The sequence below is a fragment of the Massilia eburnea genome (assembly GCF_009720745.1).
In the GTDB taxonomy this organism is placed as follows: Bacteria; Pseudomonadota; Gammaproteobacteria; order Burkholderiales; family Burkholderiaceae_D; genus Rugamonas; species Rugamonas eburnea.
The window spans coordinates 74,857-91,130 of the sequence record NZ_WNKX01000008.1; the positions used below are offsets into that span (position 1 = coordinate 74,857).

The 16,274-nt window shown below is 57.4% G+C and carries 16 protein-coding genes; 12 read left to right on the top strand and 4 right to left on the bottom strand.

The window, feature by feature from the left end:
* Positions 1-44 precede the first annotated feature (44 nt).
* Genes GM658_RS12585 through GM658_RS12635 form a run of 11 tightly spaced genes read left to right on the top strand, consistent with a single transcriptional unit; the run spans position 45 to position 13,204 of the window.
* Positions 45-4,406 (top strand): phage tail tape measure protein, encoded by a 4,362-nt coding sequence (locus GM658_RS12585; RefSeq protein ID WP_155454393.1) that lies wholly within the window; start codon positions 45-47, stop codon positions 4,404-4,406.
* Positions 4,407-4,456: 50 nt separating this feature from the next.
* On the top strand, positions 4,457-5,866 hold the full coding sequence (locus GM658_RS12590; RefSeq protein WP_155454394.1) for a hypothetical protein: 1,410 nt from the start codon (positions 4,457-4,459) through the stop codon (positions 5,864-5,866).
* Positions 5,866-7,434 carry a hypothetical protein gene (locus GM658_RS12595; protein WP_155454395.1) on the top strand — a complete coding sequence of 523 codons (1,569 nt, stop codon included), beginning with the start codon at positions 5,866-5,868 and terminating at the stop codon, positions 7,432-7,434. The genes GM658_RS12590 and GM658_RS12595 overlap by 1 nt, the downstream gene beginning before the upstream one ends.
* Before the next feature lie 11 nt (positions 7,435-7,445).
* On the top strand, positions 7,446-7,742 hold the full coding sequence (locus GM658_RS12600; RefSeq protein WP_155454396.1) for a hypothetical protein: 297 nt from the start codon (positions 7,446-7,448) through the stop codon (positions 7,740-7,742).
* Positions 7,739-8,506, top strand: a complete 768-nt coding sequence (locus GM658_RS12605) for a hypothetical protein (protein WP_155454397.1) — start codon at positions 7,739-7,741, stop codon at positions 8,504-8,506. Before GM658_RS12600 ends, GM658_RS12605 begins: the two co-directional genes overlap by 4 nt.
* Positions 8,507-8,515: 9 nt before the next feature.
* Positions 8,516-9,175 carry a DUF4376 domain-containing protein gene (locus tag GM658_RS12610; protein ID WP_155454398.1) on the top strand — a complete coding sequence of 220 codons (660 nt, stop codon included), beginning with the start codon at positions 8,516-8,518 and terminating at the stop codon, positions 9,173-9,175.
* Between the two features lie 5 nt (positions 9,176-9,180).
* Positions 9,181-11,238 carry a phage head spike fiber domain-containing protein gene (locus GM658_RS12615; protein WP_170298783.1) on the top strand — a complete coding sequence of 686 codons (2,058 nt, stop codon included), beginning with the start codon at positions 9,181-9,183 and terminating at the stop codon, positions 11,236-11,238.
* Entirely contained in the window at positions 11,238-11,738 is a 501-nt protein-coding gene (locus GM658_RS12620; RefSeq protein ID WP_155454400.1) for a hypothetical protein, read from the top strand. Before GM658_RS12615 ends, GM658_RS12620 begins: the two co-directional genes overlap by 1 nt.
* Before the next feature lie 46 nt (positions 11,739-11,784).
* Entirely contained in the window at positions 11,785-12,210 is a 426-nt protein-coding gene (locus GM658_RS12625) for a hypothetical protein (RefSeq protein ID WP_155454401.1), read from the top strand.
* The gene (locus GM658_RS12630) at positions 12,210-12,674 is read left to right on the top strand and encodes a glycoside hydrolase family 73 protein (RefSeq protein WP_155454402.1); all 465 of its coding nucleotides are present in this window, start codon (positions 12,210-12,212) and stop codon (positions 12,672-12,674) included. The genes GM658_RS12625 and GM658_RS12630 overlap by 1 nt, the downstream gene beginning before the upstream one ends.
* Entirely contained in the window at positions 12,671-13,204 is a 534-nt protein-coding gene (locus GM658_RS12635) for a hypothetical protein (protein WP_155454403.1), read from the top strand. Before GM658_RS12630 ends, GM658_RS12635 begins: the two co-directional genes overlap by 4 nt.
* Positions 13,205-13,247: 43 nt before the next feature.
* Here the strand turns inward: GM658_RS12635 and GM658_RS12640 are convergent, their stop codons facing one another.
* The 3 genes from GM658_RS12640 to GM658_RS12650 form a co-directional block, all read right to left on the bottom strand.
* On the bottom strand, positions 13,248-14,093 hold the full coding sequence (locus GM658_RS12640) for a hypothetical protein (protein WP_155454404.1): 846 nt from the start codon (positions 14,091-14,093) through the stop codon (positions 13,248-13,250).
* A 92-nt stretch (positions 14,094-14,185) separates the two neighbouring features.
* Positions 14,186-14,602, bottom strand: coding sequence for a type II toxin-antitoxin system HicB family antitoxin (locus tag GM658_RS12645; RefSeq protein WP_155454405.1), 417 nt, complete (start codon positions 14,600-14,602; stop codon positions 14,186-14,188).
* 180 nt (positions 14,603-14,782) lie between these two features.
* Positions 14,783-14,959: an mRNA interferase gene (locus tag GM658_RS12650; RefSeq protein WP_155454406.1), complete on the bottom strand. Its 177-nt coding sequence runs from the start codon at positions 14,957-14,959 to the stop codon at positions 14,783-14,785.
* Between the two features lie 67 nt (positions 14,960-15,026).
* Here GM658_RS12650 and GM658_RS12655 point away from each other — a divergent pair, with 67 nt between their 5' ends.
* A complete protein-coding gene (locus GM658_RS12655; protein ID WP_155454407.1) occupies positions 15,027-15,470 on the top strand; it encodes a hypothetical protein in 444 nt (147 codons plus the stop codon).
* A gap of 213 nt (positions 15,471-15,683) precedes the next feature.
* Here the strand turns inward: GM658_RS12655 and GM658_RS12660 are convergent, their stop codons facing one another.
* Positions 15,684-16,268 carry a Crp/Fnr family transcriptional regulator gene (locus GM658_RS12660; protein WP_155454408.1) on the bottom strand — a complete coding sequence of 195 codons (585 nt, stop codon included), beginning with the start codon at positions 16,266-16,268 and terminating at the stop codon, positions 15,684-15,686.
* Between the last annotated feature and the right edge of the window lie 6 nt (positions 16,269-16,274).

Here is a 16,274-nt window from a genome sequence, read left to right on the forward strand (position 1 = left end):
TATTCTTCTCGCCCGTCATGGGCACAGTTTGCATCGGAGTATCCATGTCTGCACTCGGTTCGTTGGTAGTTAAGCTCGCGCTGGAATATGCGGAATATACAAAGGGCCTGGATAAGTCTGACCAGGCCGCATTGCAATTTGCGGAACGTACGCAAAAGCACTTTGACACGGCTTCGCAGGCTGGCAATGAGTTTATGGGTGGTCTGGTCAAGGGGGCGATTGGCGCTGTCGCCGCCCTAGCGTCTGTGGGCGCGGCGATGGAGTCGCTTAATCATGCGGTTGACCGACTCGCCACTCTGGATGATCTGACGCAAAAGACGGGCGCATCGGTTGAAAACCTGTCGCGCATGCAGCAGGTCGCCAGTGCATTCGGCCATGATTTCGGCGGCGTCGACGCTGCCTTGTCCAAGCTGGCTAAGGGCATGGCAGGTGTCGATGATGATAGCAATAAGGTCAACAAGGCCTTGCATGCGCTTGGCATTTCTGCCAAGGATTCTGCCGGCAAGATGCGCGACCCATCGGAGGTCTTCATTGAGGCCTCCAAGAAGCTGGCAACCTATGGCGACAGTGCAACCAAGACGCGCCTGGTCAACGACCTGCTCGGGAAGTCGGGGGCGGATCTTCTGCCGTACATGAACGATGTTTCGGAGAGCCTTGACAAGTTCCAGGGCTTTAGCGCGGAAGCAGCGGCGAACGCAGCAAAGTTCCAGGACCAGTTTGGAATGATGCGCGCGAAGTTCGAGGCCTTCGTGACACAAATTGCGACCGGTATGCTGCCGGCCATGAATGACTTGGTCGAGGTTTTCACTGAATCAGCCAGCAAGGCTGACGGTCTGTCCACCACGAAAGTTGCTGATTGGGCAGACGATGCTGCGGTAGGGTTTGCAAGATTGGTTGACGTGGCTTTGCTGATCCCACGCATTCTCTCGGCCATCAGTGGAAGCTTTAAAGTTGTGTGGGCAGACATGAAGTTGATCACGGAAATCGGTGACAACCTGAGTCCACTCAATGTGGCCCGCAAGGTCGCTGCGGGCGGTGACCCGCTCGGCGACGTGCGTAAGGCGTGGGCGGAGCATCAATCCCAGCTGGAAGCCGCAAACCAAAAATACGACGACCTCTGGAACAAGCCTGCAAATGAGTATGAGCAGGCCATGCTCAAGAAGCTCGCCGATCGTAAGGCGGCGGAGGCAGGCGGCGCTCAAGATGAAAAGAAGGGCGAACTGAAGTATCAAGCCGGCGGCGGTAGTGGCGATGACAAGAGCGACTATGACCATCTGAACAAGTCTTTGCAGCAGCGCATTGCGCTGGCCGAGCGCGAGATCGCAGTTGGCAAGGCCCTGAAAGAATCAGAAAAGGAACTTGCGGCCTTGATGCGTGGTCGTGCGGAGGGGACCGTTAAGTTGACGGACGCAGAGTTCGACAAGCTGAAGGCTGGTATTGCTACGCTGGACGTCGACCAGCGGATCATCGCAGGCCGGCAAAACATCGAAGCCCTGAACAAGAAGCTGCAGGACGATAGCCGTAAGGCTGTGGACGATGCGATCCATGAGGCTGAGCGCAACGAAAAGCTCGCCGAAACGATCGGGCTGACGACCGCTGAAATTGAGGCGGCCGGCCTGGCACGTGCGGAGGAGCAGCTGGCCCAACGCGCTACGCTTGGCCTGACCAAAGACGAGATCGACGCGCTGGAGCGACTCATCGCGGCAAAGCGACGCAGCAGTGCTGCCGCATCGCGCGTGGATGAGGTGAAGGACGCGAAGAAGGGGCTAGACGATGTGAATGCGTTTCTTGACCCAGCGAAGGCCAAGAGCTTTGGGGAGGCATTGAGGAACGCATTTGGTGCGGCTGGAGGCGAGATCGCGAAGTTGACCGGCGCCATGGACGACTACGGCCAGCGCCAGGCGGCAATTGCGAAGCAACGTGGCAATGCCGCCAAGGCGTACCTGAATGGTCTGATGACCGAGAAGGAATACCAAAAAGATATTGCTGCGCTGAATGCTGCGGAGACCAAGAGCCGGCTGGCCGGTTACGGCGACATGGCAGGGGCTGCGGCAGGGTTCTTTGGCGAACAAAGCAAGGGCTACCAGGTTTTGATGGCGGTGTCGAAAGTCTTCCACGCTGCCGAACTGGCCATGACTATGGCTGAACTGGTGCCAAAGGGCATTGCTGCTGTTCTGAACCAAGGCACCGGTGACCCATACACCGCATTCGGGCGTATGGCAGCTATGGCCGCGATCGTCGCAGGCCTGGGGGTCGCGATCGGCGGAGTGGGCGGTGGCGGTGGTGGTCAGGTCTCGGCGAAGGATCGTCAGGCTGCGCAGGGGACCGGGTCTGTACTCGGAGATAGCAAGGCTAAGTCGGATTCGATCGCAAAGTCCCTCGATATCGTTGCCAGCAATTCGGGCATTGAATTGAGTCATACGTCCGGAATGCTGGATGCACTGCGCGGCATCGAGAGCAACATTGCCGGGCTGGTCAATGTGCTGGCTCGGAATGGTTCGCTTTCGGGTGACGTTACACCGGGATCAAAGGCCGGCGCAGATAGCTTTGGCAACTCCACAATGGGTGTATTGAACACCGGCGGGCCGTTCGGGCTCTTGCTTGACAAGGTCACAGGCGGAGCGGTGGGGAATATTACCGGGAAGATCCTTGGGTCGATTTTTGGCGGCAAAGTTTCGACGCTCGATACGGGCCTGACTGCCGATTCTGCGTCGTTGGGAAGCGTTCTGGCCGGCGGGCTGAAAGCGCGTCAATACACCGAAACGAAGAAAAGTGGTGGCTGGTTCCACAGCGATAAGTACAGCACCACGACCGCCGCCCTCGGCAAGGAGGCGAACGACCAGTTCACTAAAGTGATCACTGGCATGGCGGGAAGTATCCAGGAGGCTGGCAAGCTGCTTGGTATCGATGGAGACGCATTTACCAATCACTTGAAGTCATTCGTTGTCGAAGTCGGCAAGATCTCTATCAAGGATCTAAAGCCAGAGGAGATTCAGAAGCAGCTGGAGGCGGTGTTCTCCAAATTGGGCGACGACATGGCGCGCTTCAGCGTGGGCGGTCTGGAGCAATTCCAGGAAGTTGGGGAAGGTTACCTCCAGACGCTTGCGCGGGTCGCGTCAAACTACGCGAACCTGGATTCCGTCTTGGCGTCGATTGGCGCGACTTTTGGGTCCGTGGGGATGGAAAGCCTGGTAGCACGTGAGCGATTCCTGCAGCTCACTGGTGGCGTTAAGGATCTGAACGACAAGACCAAATCGTTCGCTGAAAAGTTCCTGACTGAAGCTGAGCGCCTGGCGCCAGTACAAAAATGGGTCGATCAGCAAATGGCTGCCTTGGGTCTGGCGAACGTCACTACGATGGAGCAGTACAAGCAGACGGTCCTGAACTTGGCGAACTCCGGTGCGTTGGCGACGGAAGCGGGCGCGAAGCAATATGCCGGCCTACTGGATCTGGCCGATGCGTTTGCAAAGACGCATGAGCAGACGAAGGTGCTGGTTCGCGATGAGAAGGACATTGCTAACGAGCGCGCGGATCTGCAATCGCAGCTGGATGACCTGACGTTGAACTCCACGCAGTTGCTTGCGCGGCAGCGTGATGCGTTAGACGCAAGCAATCGTTCGCTGTTTGATCAAGTTCAGGCGGCCAAGGCCGTTCGCGATGCCCAGGAACAGGCGAAGTCAAGTCTCGGCAGTTTCATCAGCAAGATGGAATCTTTCGCTGCCACGACGGCGGGGCTCAACAACAGTCTCGCTTTGGGTGGTCTGTCGAATCTCACGCCTGAACAGCAATATGCCGAGGCGCGGCGTCAGTTCGAAAGGACACGCCAGTTGGCTGCTGTAGGTGACGCGAACGCGCAAGGGCAGTTGGGGGCTGTGGAGCAAGCGTTCCTTCAGCTTTCGCAAAAGATCAACGGCAGCGATGCGCAGTACTCGTCAGATCTGGCTGCGGTGATGCGCACTAACGATGAGTTTTCCCAATGGGCAAACGAATCGGTCGACGTGGCGAAAGCCAGCTTGGACGCGCTCAGCGACTCGGCGGCTAGCCTCGCCGACATCAGCGCGATGCTGAAGGAGATCGCACTGACCGGAGCTACCCAGTCAGTGCTCAATGCCCGTGCAGAAGTGCAGACGTCTGCACAAGCTTCCAGCGCTATCAACTATTCAGCCATGGGAACGAGCAACATGATTCCCCTGGTCGATGAGATCAAGGCGTTGCGCGCTTCGAATGAGGCGATGGCCGCTGAACTGAAGGGCCTGCGCTCTGACCAGCAGAAGCAGACGGGAGATCTGATTACAGCTGGCGCCGGCGCCGCGCAGCACGCTGCAGAAACAGTGGTGGAGGGCGTCCGTCAGGCAGTGACTGATAGCGCGTACGCTCAGGCCAATTCGGTGAGGACTATTTCTTGATCAATGATGCACAATTCTTAGCCTGGTTGGCGGACTCGGGAGCGCAGCGTGTGACGTTGTTCGAAGTCGGCGTGAAAAGCGCCGGCGTCGACATTGTGCGCTACTTGTCGACCAAGGCCTACACCGCTTCGGCCAACACACCGTATCAGGCCGTCGTTGCCGTGGGTCTGAAGGTGACGGAATCGATATCACCCGATTCGGCAGCGAGCCTGTCGGCGGGCGATATCGAAATTCACAATGCCGACGGTGCGCGTGACAGCTGGCTGGACGACATTTGGGTCAATCAGCCGGTGAATGCCTATGTTGGCGATGTGCGCTGGGACCGGGCGGACTTCCGCCAGGTGTTCAGCGGAGTCATTGTTGACATCGGCTGCAAGTCGCGCGATCGCCTGAGCCTTCGCCTGGTCAATAAGCTTGAACGTCTGAATACCCCGGTGACGGATGTCAAGATTGGCGGCAATGCGACCAATCCTGATGCCCTGGTGCCGGTACTCCTGGGCGAATGTCACAACATCAGCCCGGTACAAACCAACCCGGTATCGTTGGAATACGCCTTCGGCGATGGCTCCAATGAAGCCGTTGCTGAGGTGCGCACGGAAGGCAAGCCGCGCGGTGCCGTGACGGTGACGCCGAACACTGGCCGATTGGTATTCAACGAGGGCGTCGGCCCGGGCGTCGTTACCTGCGATGCACAAGGCGTCAAGTACAACGGCAGTTACGTAAACACGATCTCGCAACTGGTGCAATACCTGGTGACGCAACGCGGTAAGGCGGCTACCAGGTTCACTGCGGCCGATCTCGATGCTGTGCAACTGGCCGCCTTTGATGCAGCAAATCCGCAGCCGGTCGGCCTGTACCTGACCGATCGGACGAACGTCCTTGTCGCCTGTCAGCAATTGGCGAGCAGCGTCGGTGCCCAGTTGGTTCCTTCGATGACTGGCAAGCTGCGCCTCATCCAGTTTGCCCTCCCTGCTGCTGCTACGGCGGAGATCCTTCCATCGCAGCAGCTGGACCGCAGCATCACGATCGTACGCCGCACGGAAGTCGCCGCGTCGGTCAAGGTGGGCTACTGCCGGAATTGGACTCCGCAGGACAAGCTGCAGACGTCGCTGCCTGATGCGCACAAGACGCTCTATGCGCAGCAATGGCTGTCGGTTACAGCTGTCGACGCGGGGGTGCAAGCGACTTACAAACTTGACGCGGAGCCGGTGCAGATTGATACCTGCCTGCTGCGCAAGGTCGATGGCCAGGCTGAAGCGAACCGGCGCTTGGCGATCGTCAAGGTGCCGCGCACGACGTACCGATTCGACGCGACGCCGGCACACTTGATGCTCGAGCTTGGCCAGGCTGTGAAGCTCTTCAGTAATCGTTTTGGACTGGCTGCAGGCAAGGTTGGCCAGCTGACTTCTCGCACAGCCGACTGGGACACACTTCGTTCTACTTTGGAGGTAACCGTCTAATGGCGGCATTCGTTAACGACCGAACCGTGTTGATCATGGCCGCCAATCCGCGCTATGCGCCGCCGACGGATCGCGGAATGTTCCTCACACCGGCATCGGCTGTATTCAAGGTGGCTTCAGACGGTCAGAGCGCATCGCCGGGGTCATGTACCTTCAAGGCGACGTTGCTGAATATGTCCGGCGCAGTTGCCTGGAGCTGCAGCGCCGGCATCACGCTAACTACGAATGGCAACGAGGTCACGGTTACCTACGCGAACTTCGCGGCAGTCTCCGGAACGGTCACCGCAACTCTTACAGTCGATGGCGTGCAGTTCACCCAAACCGCTACGTTGTCCAAGGTGGCCGATGGCGTCAATGGCACCAATGGCGCACCCGGCGCACCAGGAACCCCTGGCGCAGCGGGAGCGCGAGGCAACGTGGACATCGCAGCCATCACGACCGGAAACGTCTGGTCCGATACGGAGGCCGCTGCGGCGCTGAGCGCAGCCGGGTACGGTGCCCCAAAGTCGCGCGACATGGTCACGCTGTATAAGGCTGACCGCACGTTTAGCGTGCAGAAGATGTACAGCGGATCGGCCTGGGTCACGGTGGACTACGTCTACAACGGCAACATCTTCGTCAAGGGGTCGATCTTGCCTGAGGCTATTGACACGCGCAACCTGACTGTGAAGGATGCCGCCGGCAATGTCATTTTTGGCGCAGGGACCAATCTCGATAAGTCGCGTGTCAACGCCAATTTTGGGTCAAACCTGTTATACAACGGCGACTTCAGTCTCGTAATGGACGGGTGGACAGGGCCATCAGGTAACGGTCCTACTGTCGCCGCATCGGGGATCAACTTGGGCGGTTGGTGGCCTTCGTATAGCCAGGGCAAGCCAGGCGCCAACGTGATGTGGTCATGCCAAGGCAACACAGTCACGAATAGCTCTGTCAGTGATGGAAGTTATTACTACGAGTACATCGGCTATCAAATTCCGATTGAGGCGGGTAAGACATACGTTGTGAGCGCCTACACTGGCGCGCACCGCTGTGTTGTGAACGTGTTCCTGTATTTCTACAACAGCGCGGATCAAGTGATTGGCGTGACCTCTGGCGCCGGCGCAATGTCGGGTGTTTGGACCAATGCAGCGGAGGCTGGCGGCGGGACTAATCTGTCCAGTTACAAGCGCCTGTACGGTTACAACGTTGCTCCTGCTGGCACAGTCTATTGCCGTGTGATCTTGCGCAAATACGCAACGATTGCCGGCAACAGCGATTCGTACATGTTTGTCGGCAGGGTAATGTTGGAGGAAGTGCCGGCGGGAGTAACGACGCCTGGCATATGGTCGGTGGGGCAGGCGGTCGCACCGATCACAATGGGCAACGTTTCATCCTATATCCAAGGCGCCGTCATCGGTCTTGCCCAGATCAACACGGCGAGCATTGGAAGTCTCTCGGCATTGAGCGCCACGATTGGCACGCTGCGCACGGCAAATTGGGGCGGGCGCATGGAGATCGAGAGCAACCAGCAGCGGATCTACGACGACAGCAACAACCTGGTCGTTCAAATCGGGCGACTGGATCCATAGGACTTTGACTGATGGCATACGGGATCAAGACAATCAAGAACGGAAAGGCCGTGCTTACCCCCGATGGCGAGGGGGGCGTGTTCATTGAGCTGGTGACGTTCAATGCCAATTATTTTCGGCGTACTTTCACGGACCTTGGGGCGATGAATCTTTTCTACATTGTGACGCGTGGGGGATATCACACGATCACTACGGGGCGGGATGCGAGTGGCTACCCCTATATCGAAGCGCAAGGCTATCCGACGCCGACGTGGGGCGGTTGGCCCGCCGGCAGCTTTGATACGGTCGTGGGGGTGTTTGCGCGATGAGCGATTTTGGAGTCCGGATCAACACGGCCGCCGGCTACTGCCAGATCGATGCCAAGCATATCGTCCCGCAGTTGGTTGGTCGTTTCGATATGGCGAATTACTCCTATGGGGATATGACAGACGCGAATGGTGCTCAGCCTGGCTGGGTCATGCGCTCATACAGTTTTCAATTGCCGGCGTCCATTGCGTCCAGGCCGGTCATGGTGTTTTTCTCGCTTCCGGCCAATGGGCAGGATGTCTACACCGATGGATTCAATGTGATGTATAAGCCTGGTGCCACATTCTCGGCGCCAGTGCTGTACGTGTTCGCTCTGGATTACGTGACAAGGTCCGGCGCATCCTGGGGCATCAGGGTAATGCGATCGAACGGAAGCGTGACTTACGACAGCGGGAACGGTCACCTCAATCTCTGGTACATCTATAGCGCCCTCAATATCAGCGTCGACTATGACGACGTTGCGCACGCGAGCAAGTCGATCGTCACCAATATCAGCGTGCCCGCCAAAGGAATGCCCGCCACACCGGCAATCTGCCCGCAAGCATTTACAAGATTCACCTCATGGGGGCGCCGGCTTCAAAACAGCGGCGAGGACACATGCCGTTTGTTCTACCGCTTTTATGGGGGAGCACTGCAGGCGGTCATGTTGCGCACGGAGTACCAAATCACCAATGAGGCGCCGCCAGACACTAGCTACTCCAATTTCTACATCTCGAAATCGAACAGCTTCACCATTTTTGTTGCCGACCGCTACATTTACGATTGAAAGGGGCTCATGCCAGTTCTCAAGGAAATTCAGGCGCCGAACGGCGTCATCGTCACGTACCACATTTTGAGCAACGGCAGCATCGACGTTCAGCTGGGCACGATCAGGCTGCACGTCCGCAGCTATCCGAATGAAGAGGCATGTTTGCAGGGGAAGCCGCACGCCTGCGCATTCAGCGAATTGTCGTTTCCCATTAGTGCGATCGCATTGTCCGAGGAAGGTCTCGTCGCGGCGTTTGAGCGTGCGCTTGTCGGTCAGGAGGGCGCTACAACTCCGAACCTGTTCTATGGCGGCGTCCTGGTCGCTGATCGCAGCGGTACGCTGCAGGCGGCGAAGGACAGGGCATGGTCGGCGATTAAGGCCGCTCGCGCTGTCGCCGAGCAGGGCAACTTCACCTACGATGGCGGCAGCTATCAGGCGGACATCACGCGCATCAACGGCGCCGTCCAGCTGGCGGTGCTGGCCAAGGCCAATAATGTGGCGCACACCGAAACCTGGACATTGACCGACAATTCGACGCGCCAGCTTGACGCTGACCAGCTGATTGCCCTCGGCTTGGCGTTGGGGCAGTTCATTTCGGGCGTATACGCCATCGGGCGCGCCCTGCGCGTGCAGATCAACCAGGCTGAAACGATTGAGGCCGTGAATGCGATCGGATGGCCAGCATGAGCAATATGCGTATCGTCTACGACAATGCGGTAAGCCGCGCCGTGCTGGCAGCGTCAAGCACCGCGGGCGTGCTGGCAGTGGGGAATCTGCAGGCTGACGACAAGGCGAGCGTATGGCGTGCGACTGGCAAGGCGGCCAGGCTGACTGCCACCTGGGCCAATGCGGAAAGTATCGGCGCGGTCGCGCTGCCGTTCTGCAACCTGTCGCCGAGCGCCACCATGCGCGTGCGCGTCTCGAAGGAGGCGAGCGCCACCAATCTGCTTAGCTATCCCTCGAATTTCGATCGGTCGCCGTGGGGTGTGGGCAATGCTGCAATTATCCAGAACGCCGCCTTGGCGCCTGATGGCACGATGACGGCGGACGCGATGACTCGGATTGCAGTTGGCAACCATTACATGTACCAGAATACCGCCGCACCGGCAGCTGGTAACCCGTTTACCGCGTCGGTCTGGTTGAAGTCCGGGACCTATACCGGTGGCGTGAGGGTCTGGCTGAAAGATGGCGCCAGCGTGACCTTGGTCTCCAATCTTGTCCAGCTTACCGCGAATTGGACGCGCTTTACCTGCAGCGGGACTTACCCCGCGAACGCAACAGGCAACGTCGCCTTGTATATCGATCCGTCGGACGATGTAGGCGTCGCGGGCGATCAATTCTATTTGTGGGGCGCCCAGGTTGAGAGCGGGCTTACGGCGACTTCTTTAGTGCCTGATGCGACTGCTTTCACATCCAGGGCATCGGTTAAGTGGGTGTTCGACGCAACTGGCGTGATGAACCAGGTGGCGGCCAATGTTGCTGCATTTGACTTTGATCCGGTTAGCCTGGTCAGTAGGGGGCTCTCTCTAGAGGCCGCTGCAACGAACGGCATCCGAAACAATACGATGGTTGGCGCTGTGGCGGGAACGCCTGGCACGAAGCCGACAAACTGGTTTACTTCATTGGCTGCTGGTCTCTCGGTAACGGTAGTTGGAACTGGTGCTGAATCTGGTATCGACTATATTGACTTCCGGTTGTTTGGAACGCCCACGACCTCATCAAGTGGCATTGGGCTTGAACAATGGAACGGCGTTGCAGCTGCACCTGGTCAGTCGTGGACGGCCTCTGCATTCGTTCGTCGCGTAGCGGGGGCGGAGACGGGCATAACGTCTATCTATTGCACTTTCTATGGCTTTACATCAGGCGGGGCTGGATCAACGGACAATTTTATTGGGCCTAACTTGTTGGGGAAGCTGTCGGGAGCGAGCCTTGCTCCTTTGCGGACAGCGGTCGTTGGAACGCTTGCGGACGCGTCAACAGCGTATGTCGTTCCGCAAATTTCTCTAAACCATGCAACCGGTGTTCCGATCGACATCACGTTGCGTATCGGCTTGCCGCAATTGGAGCAAGGCCGGGCGCCGTCGTCGCCGATCAAGACCTCCGGCGCTGCGGTGACGCGCGCTGCGGACATTGCTGTTAGCCCGCCTGGCATTAGGCCCGCAGGCTATATAGATACGTGGCAAAGCTATGACTACGACAGTGGCTACGTCGCAGCCTGTCCTGCACCTGCGATCAGTCTACGTGGTTGGACTGCTACACAAGCTGCGAGTGCCTATGGGTACGGTGGCGGGGCGTATGCCAGGCATTGGATGACGGCGACGCAGCTGGCCCTTGGTCTGGCCGTTGACATCGCGGATCCAAATAATCTGCAGGGCTACATCGAGGCAGCGTGCTTTGTGGCTGGGGCATATTGGTCGCCGAAGTACAACGCTGCGGAGGCTACGTTCACCAATGTTGATACGACGGAGCTTTATCGGAATGATGCGGGAGGACAGATGGCTGCTGCTGGCTACACGTACCGCAAGCTGCCAATTAGCTTGGATCTGATGCCTGCAGCCGATCGTGCGGCGTTTGTGAACGTCGTTCGAAATAGTCGAGCCTATCCGATCCTGGTCAGCCTATACCCTCAGGTATCTGACCTGGCCATCGAGCGAGACAACATGATCTATGGCCGACGTGCCAAAGATTCTGACGTAGCTACCCAGTACGCGGTGGCGTATGCAACCACAATCGAAATTGAGGAGATTTGATGAAGAATCCTATTCCGCTCGCGGGTGAGGGCGGTTACGTCACTGTTCGACTGACCAGCCGCTGGCCCTATAACCCGGTGAGCCTGGCTGTTGGCGTGCTGTCTGGTTCCCGCCAGTTCAGCCACGCGATCACGATCATCGGCAACAGGGCGTACGAGGCCTCGATGACGCATGGTTGCCGTGCAGGCAGTATCGACGCGTTGATGGGCGGTATCGTCCTCTATCGCGACATGCCGGTATGGGTCCCGGATCTCCACGCAGCGATCAAATTCGCCGAGGACCAGGTGGGGAAGGGGTACGACTGGCTTGGCGCGATCGGGATCCCGTTCACCTATTCCGAGGCTTGGTCAGACGACAGCTGCTGGTGGTGCTCCGACCTCGCGTTCGCCATTGTGCTGGCCGGCGGCACGCGCCTGTTTGATCCGGCAGTTATGAAGCGCGTCCGCCCGATTGATCTGCACATGTGCGACTACCCCAAAGCGGCGCTCACCTACGCGTGACCCGAATAACCCTCAACAACGTTCCAGAACTTCTATGAAAGAGAGTATGTCACTCGAAGCAACTGCAGGCGGTACCCTGATCAAGATTTTCGGTGTTCCTGTGCTGGCCGGCGCCGCCGCGACCGGCCTGGCCTTTTTATTCATGTGGCCCAAGTCGCTCAAGGAGGCAGCCATTCGCTTTGCGAGTACGTTGCTGGCTTCTGCGCTCGGTGGTCCTTTCCTGGTGATTGCGGCGCACGCGTGGTGGCCGACGCTGTTCACTTCCGCGGGCGAAGTGGCGGTCATGTACGGCTTGCCTACTGAAATGGGCGTCCTGTTCGTCGCGGCGCCATTCCTCGTCATGGCCGGACTTCCGGCTTGGTGGATCATCGGTGGCCTCGTGCTTTGGTTTGATCGCCGCCGTGGCAAGGATCTGGCTGAGATTGCGCACGACGCCGCTGCGGCAGTCAAAGATGTAAAGGGGGTGTTCTGATGGCGCCTGGTGAATTTATTGAACTGCTGCTGCCGGCAGCGCAGGCATGCCATCGGGCAGCTGGAATCCCAGCCAGCTTTACCCTGGCCCAGGCGGCACTAGAGTCGAGCTGGGGCGCGCGCGCACCAGGGTTCAATCTGTTCGGCGTGAAACCTGGTCCGGCGTGGAAGGGCGCGACCGTGCTGGTTGATACCCATGAGTTCGTGAGTGGTGTGCGCACACCGGTCAAGTGTGCGTTCCGCGCTTACGGCAACTGGTCGGCTTGCATCGAGGATCACGCGGATTTCTTCCGTCAGAACCCTCGCTATAAGAAGTGCTTCCTGGAGGGAACCGGGGAGGGCTGGGCGCATGCGGTTGCCGCAGCTGGCTATGCGACGGACCCGGCCTATGCGGACAAGCTGATCGCCATCATGCGTGGCCGGAACCTGGTGCGTTATGACGCGTCGTCCAGGATGCCGGCATGATGGGGGCGCTGAACCGCCTGCGGGGCGCGATTGTTCCGGCTTGGGTCAAGTGGTTGGCGATCGCGGTCCTTTGCGGCGCGACTTATGCGATAGGCCGGCTTCAGGAGGCGCGCCATGGCGCAGAAGTGATGACCGGCTACATCACGGCGCAAGCGACGCGCACGGTCCGCATCGCCCAGGCGCAGTCGAAGGTCGTGGTGCAGACCGAAATCAAGTACCGCGACCGTATCAAGACAGTCTACCTAAAAGGAGAAACGATTGAAAAACAAGTACCTATCCTCGTCACGCCTAGCGACGACGACGCTTTTGGTGTTAATGCTGGCTTCGTGCGTGCATACAACGCCGCCTGGTCAGGTGACGATCCCGGACCCGCCGCCGAGTCTGACCGAGAACCCGCCGGAATTCCGCTCTCTGAAATTGCGGAAGCCGACGTCTACAACGCTACGGCCTGCCGTGCCTGGCGGGAACAAGCCCTCGGCTGGCGTGACTATTACCAGCGGCTGAAGGTCGTTACCAACGCGTTGAGGTAGTGCATACGTCTGCACAAAGGAAAAGGTTTGCGTTGGCGGGCCTTCAACTTCCGTCCTCTGGCGCGTTGCTCTCGCTAAGCAGTTGTAGGCTGTGTTCAGTATTCGATACAACCCGATTCCATTGGTTTTCCATTTCCAGGCGATATGCGTTGAGGTCCGTTGTAAGACCGAGGTCACGACGTATCTCGACCAATACGGAAATTTGCAAGGGTGCGATTGCGCGCAGTTCTTCAAGCATTGCTCGGTAAAACTGTGCGAGTTCGGCATTGTGCCGACTCCACGCTTCGCTTCTTGCTGCGGCCATGTGTTCAGCCTGAGCTTGAAAGCCTGCGAACGATTGTTGTAGGGCTTGGAACCTGACTTGATCAGTTTGGGCTGATTCAAGGAACATCGTTTGCAAATTAAGCACTCGTCTCACTTCGCCATTTGAGGTCTTGTAAAAATCGTCATACATTTGAATGTCGCCCTTATGTCGAAGTATCGGAGTGACCAACGTAGCGAGGTGGACGACGGCCTCCGCGTAAGCCGCTGACAATTTGTTAATGAGTAGGGCGGTATTCGGCTCGGCGACGAGTTGCATTTTGGCGCTCGCCCGAGCGAAACCGAGCAGGCCGCCATCGAGCGTTTCCTTTGATAAATCCACCGAAGGGAGATTTCCCAGGTGATGTGTTGCTTTGACCATTTCTTCCGCTGCCGTCATATACACCTCTCGCCGCAGTGTGGTCGTGCGTTCCTTCGTCTTCTGTTCGGCATCGTGATCGAGTTGTGTCCTGAGTCGCTTGGTGTTGTCTTTGTTTGCAATTAGGACGCCCCCCAAGGTCAGGACTGCGGCAAATAGTCCTGACCAGAAAGTAGCAGGGATCTGACTTATCAAAGTAATGATGTTCATGGGTTTAGAGTTCCTTGTTATGACCTTGACTATTCTATAGTCGAAAAAAAAGAAGGCCCGTCATTTGGCGGGCCTTCTTTTATTGGAAACGATTACACGGCTACAAGTTCTAATCGCTTTCCAAGTGAGGCAAGAGCCTCAGCAACTCTGTCAATTTTAGTTGTGTGATGCAGATCAATAATGCGAGAAACCTCTTGAGGTGCCGTATTCATTTGACGAGCCAAGTCAGCAGGCCGGACACGCTGACTTACCATTTCATTTAACAGCAGCACCTTCGCGGCAACGCTCAAAGGCAGGGTGATAATTCGATCTCCGGCTTCTGGTTTGGATGGCAGTGGGACAGGACGCCGATCCTCAAAATAAAAATCCATAGCGGTGATTAGTGCATCCTCCGCCATTTCAAGTGCTTCAGCTTCGGTATCGCCTTGCGTAATCGCTTCGGGGATGTCCTTAAAGGTTACGACAAAGCCGCCCGACGCATCTGGTTCGAAGGTGGCTGGATATTGCATATATGACTCTCCTTGCATTCTATACATTCTAAGATAAATGGGCCTTGTAGCTAGTGCTACATATTTAGATAGCTAAATTGACTGTGTCAAAAAATGGGCCTTTGCCCGAACTTTTTACCTTTATTACTTCTACTGCTTCGATCTAGTTGTAAGTGGCAAACCCCTTTCGGGGCTTGCTCCTCATTTCAGTTTTAACTTCTTTTTCACGCCATCCACTAGCGGCTGCTTTAGTTCCTTGGCGGGGTGTCTTGGGAGGATTGTTTGTTCGCCATTCGCATACAACTTCAAGTGCTTCTTGGCGTTTTCAATCCGTACACCGCGCTCTAGCAGCCATCGAACGAATTCGCTTTGTTTCAACTAGACCTCCTTTCTTAAGTGAGGTCAGTATAAGCAATTTTGTTTAGTTTCGCAAGCAAAATTGCTTATGTTTATCATCATTTTTGATTGCCATAGCGGCCTGCTTGCGCGCCGCTTTTCAGGTATTTATACTGTATGCATGTACAGCATAGTTCGCCAACTCCGCAAGAACGGAGTCCGCCGTCACGACCGTGACTTTGCCAGCGATCCCGGCGCTTCCGGCATGCTCAATCTGATCTACCTTGGGGCTCACCCACGTCTAAGCATCGAACGCTGGGGCGACCAATCCCAGGCGAATAGCCTATTGCCAAGCCTATTCGATGCTCATTGCGTCTCTTGGCAGGGAATGCTGATGCTATGGCGCGGCTACCAGCGAGAGCATGACAAGGCGCCGACCTATCTGCAGGAGTGGCATGTCACCTTGCTCAAGGAGCGTCCCGAGCGCGGCGATGTAGGGGATTTTATGACGATGTCCGGCGTTGGGGCAGTGAGTCGAGCCGGGAAGATTTGAGCGATTCTGGTGGCGTAGCTTTTGGCGTAACTTCTTAAATTACACAGATCATTTCATAGGGAGAACACTCTGCTGCATCATCGGCGTGATTTTTTCGGCCGGGCTGTTCTTGACTGCTTCGGGGTTGATTTCGGATGGCAGGGTGGTCATTTTTCGGAAAATCGGTTTTGCAGCGCGTCATGCACGCGTAAACCTTACATTTTACCAAATGCCTTAGGTCTGCCGGCGAGCAATCCGATTCAATCCGACGGGGGTAACGCCGAGATAGGCTGCCAGCTCTTTTTGCGGAATGCGGGCGACCATTTCCGGGCGGTTGCCCTGTAGCTGTTGGTACAACTGTTCCGGCGTGTACATGAGCAGGTCGCGCTCGCGGACCATTTTCAGCCGCGTCAGGGACTGAAAGGCGAAGCGGATGGCTTTTTGCCAGGCCAGGTGGCGTTCTCCAAGTGCGTCGATCAGTTGCCAGTCGATCGCTTCGACGGCGCTCGCTTCCAGCGCGGCTGCCCCGAAGCTGGTGCGTCCGCCCGGCAGGAAACCGATCGGGCAGCCGAATAATTCATCTTCCGCCGTGAAGCTCTTGATCCATTCCTTGCCGTCGGGGGTGGTGTAGAACTGCTTGAGCAGGCCGGTACGGACCGCGAACAGCCTCGGGCACTGGTCGCCTTCGTGAAAGGCGAATTCCCGCTCGTGCAGCTGCATCACCTGCACGGAGGCGGCCAGTTGCTCCACATCGGGTAACTGCAGGCCGGCGGATTGTTCAAGGCGGCGCAGTGCGCGCACCAGCGTCAAATGCTCCATGCCGCC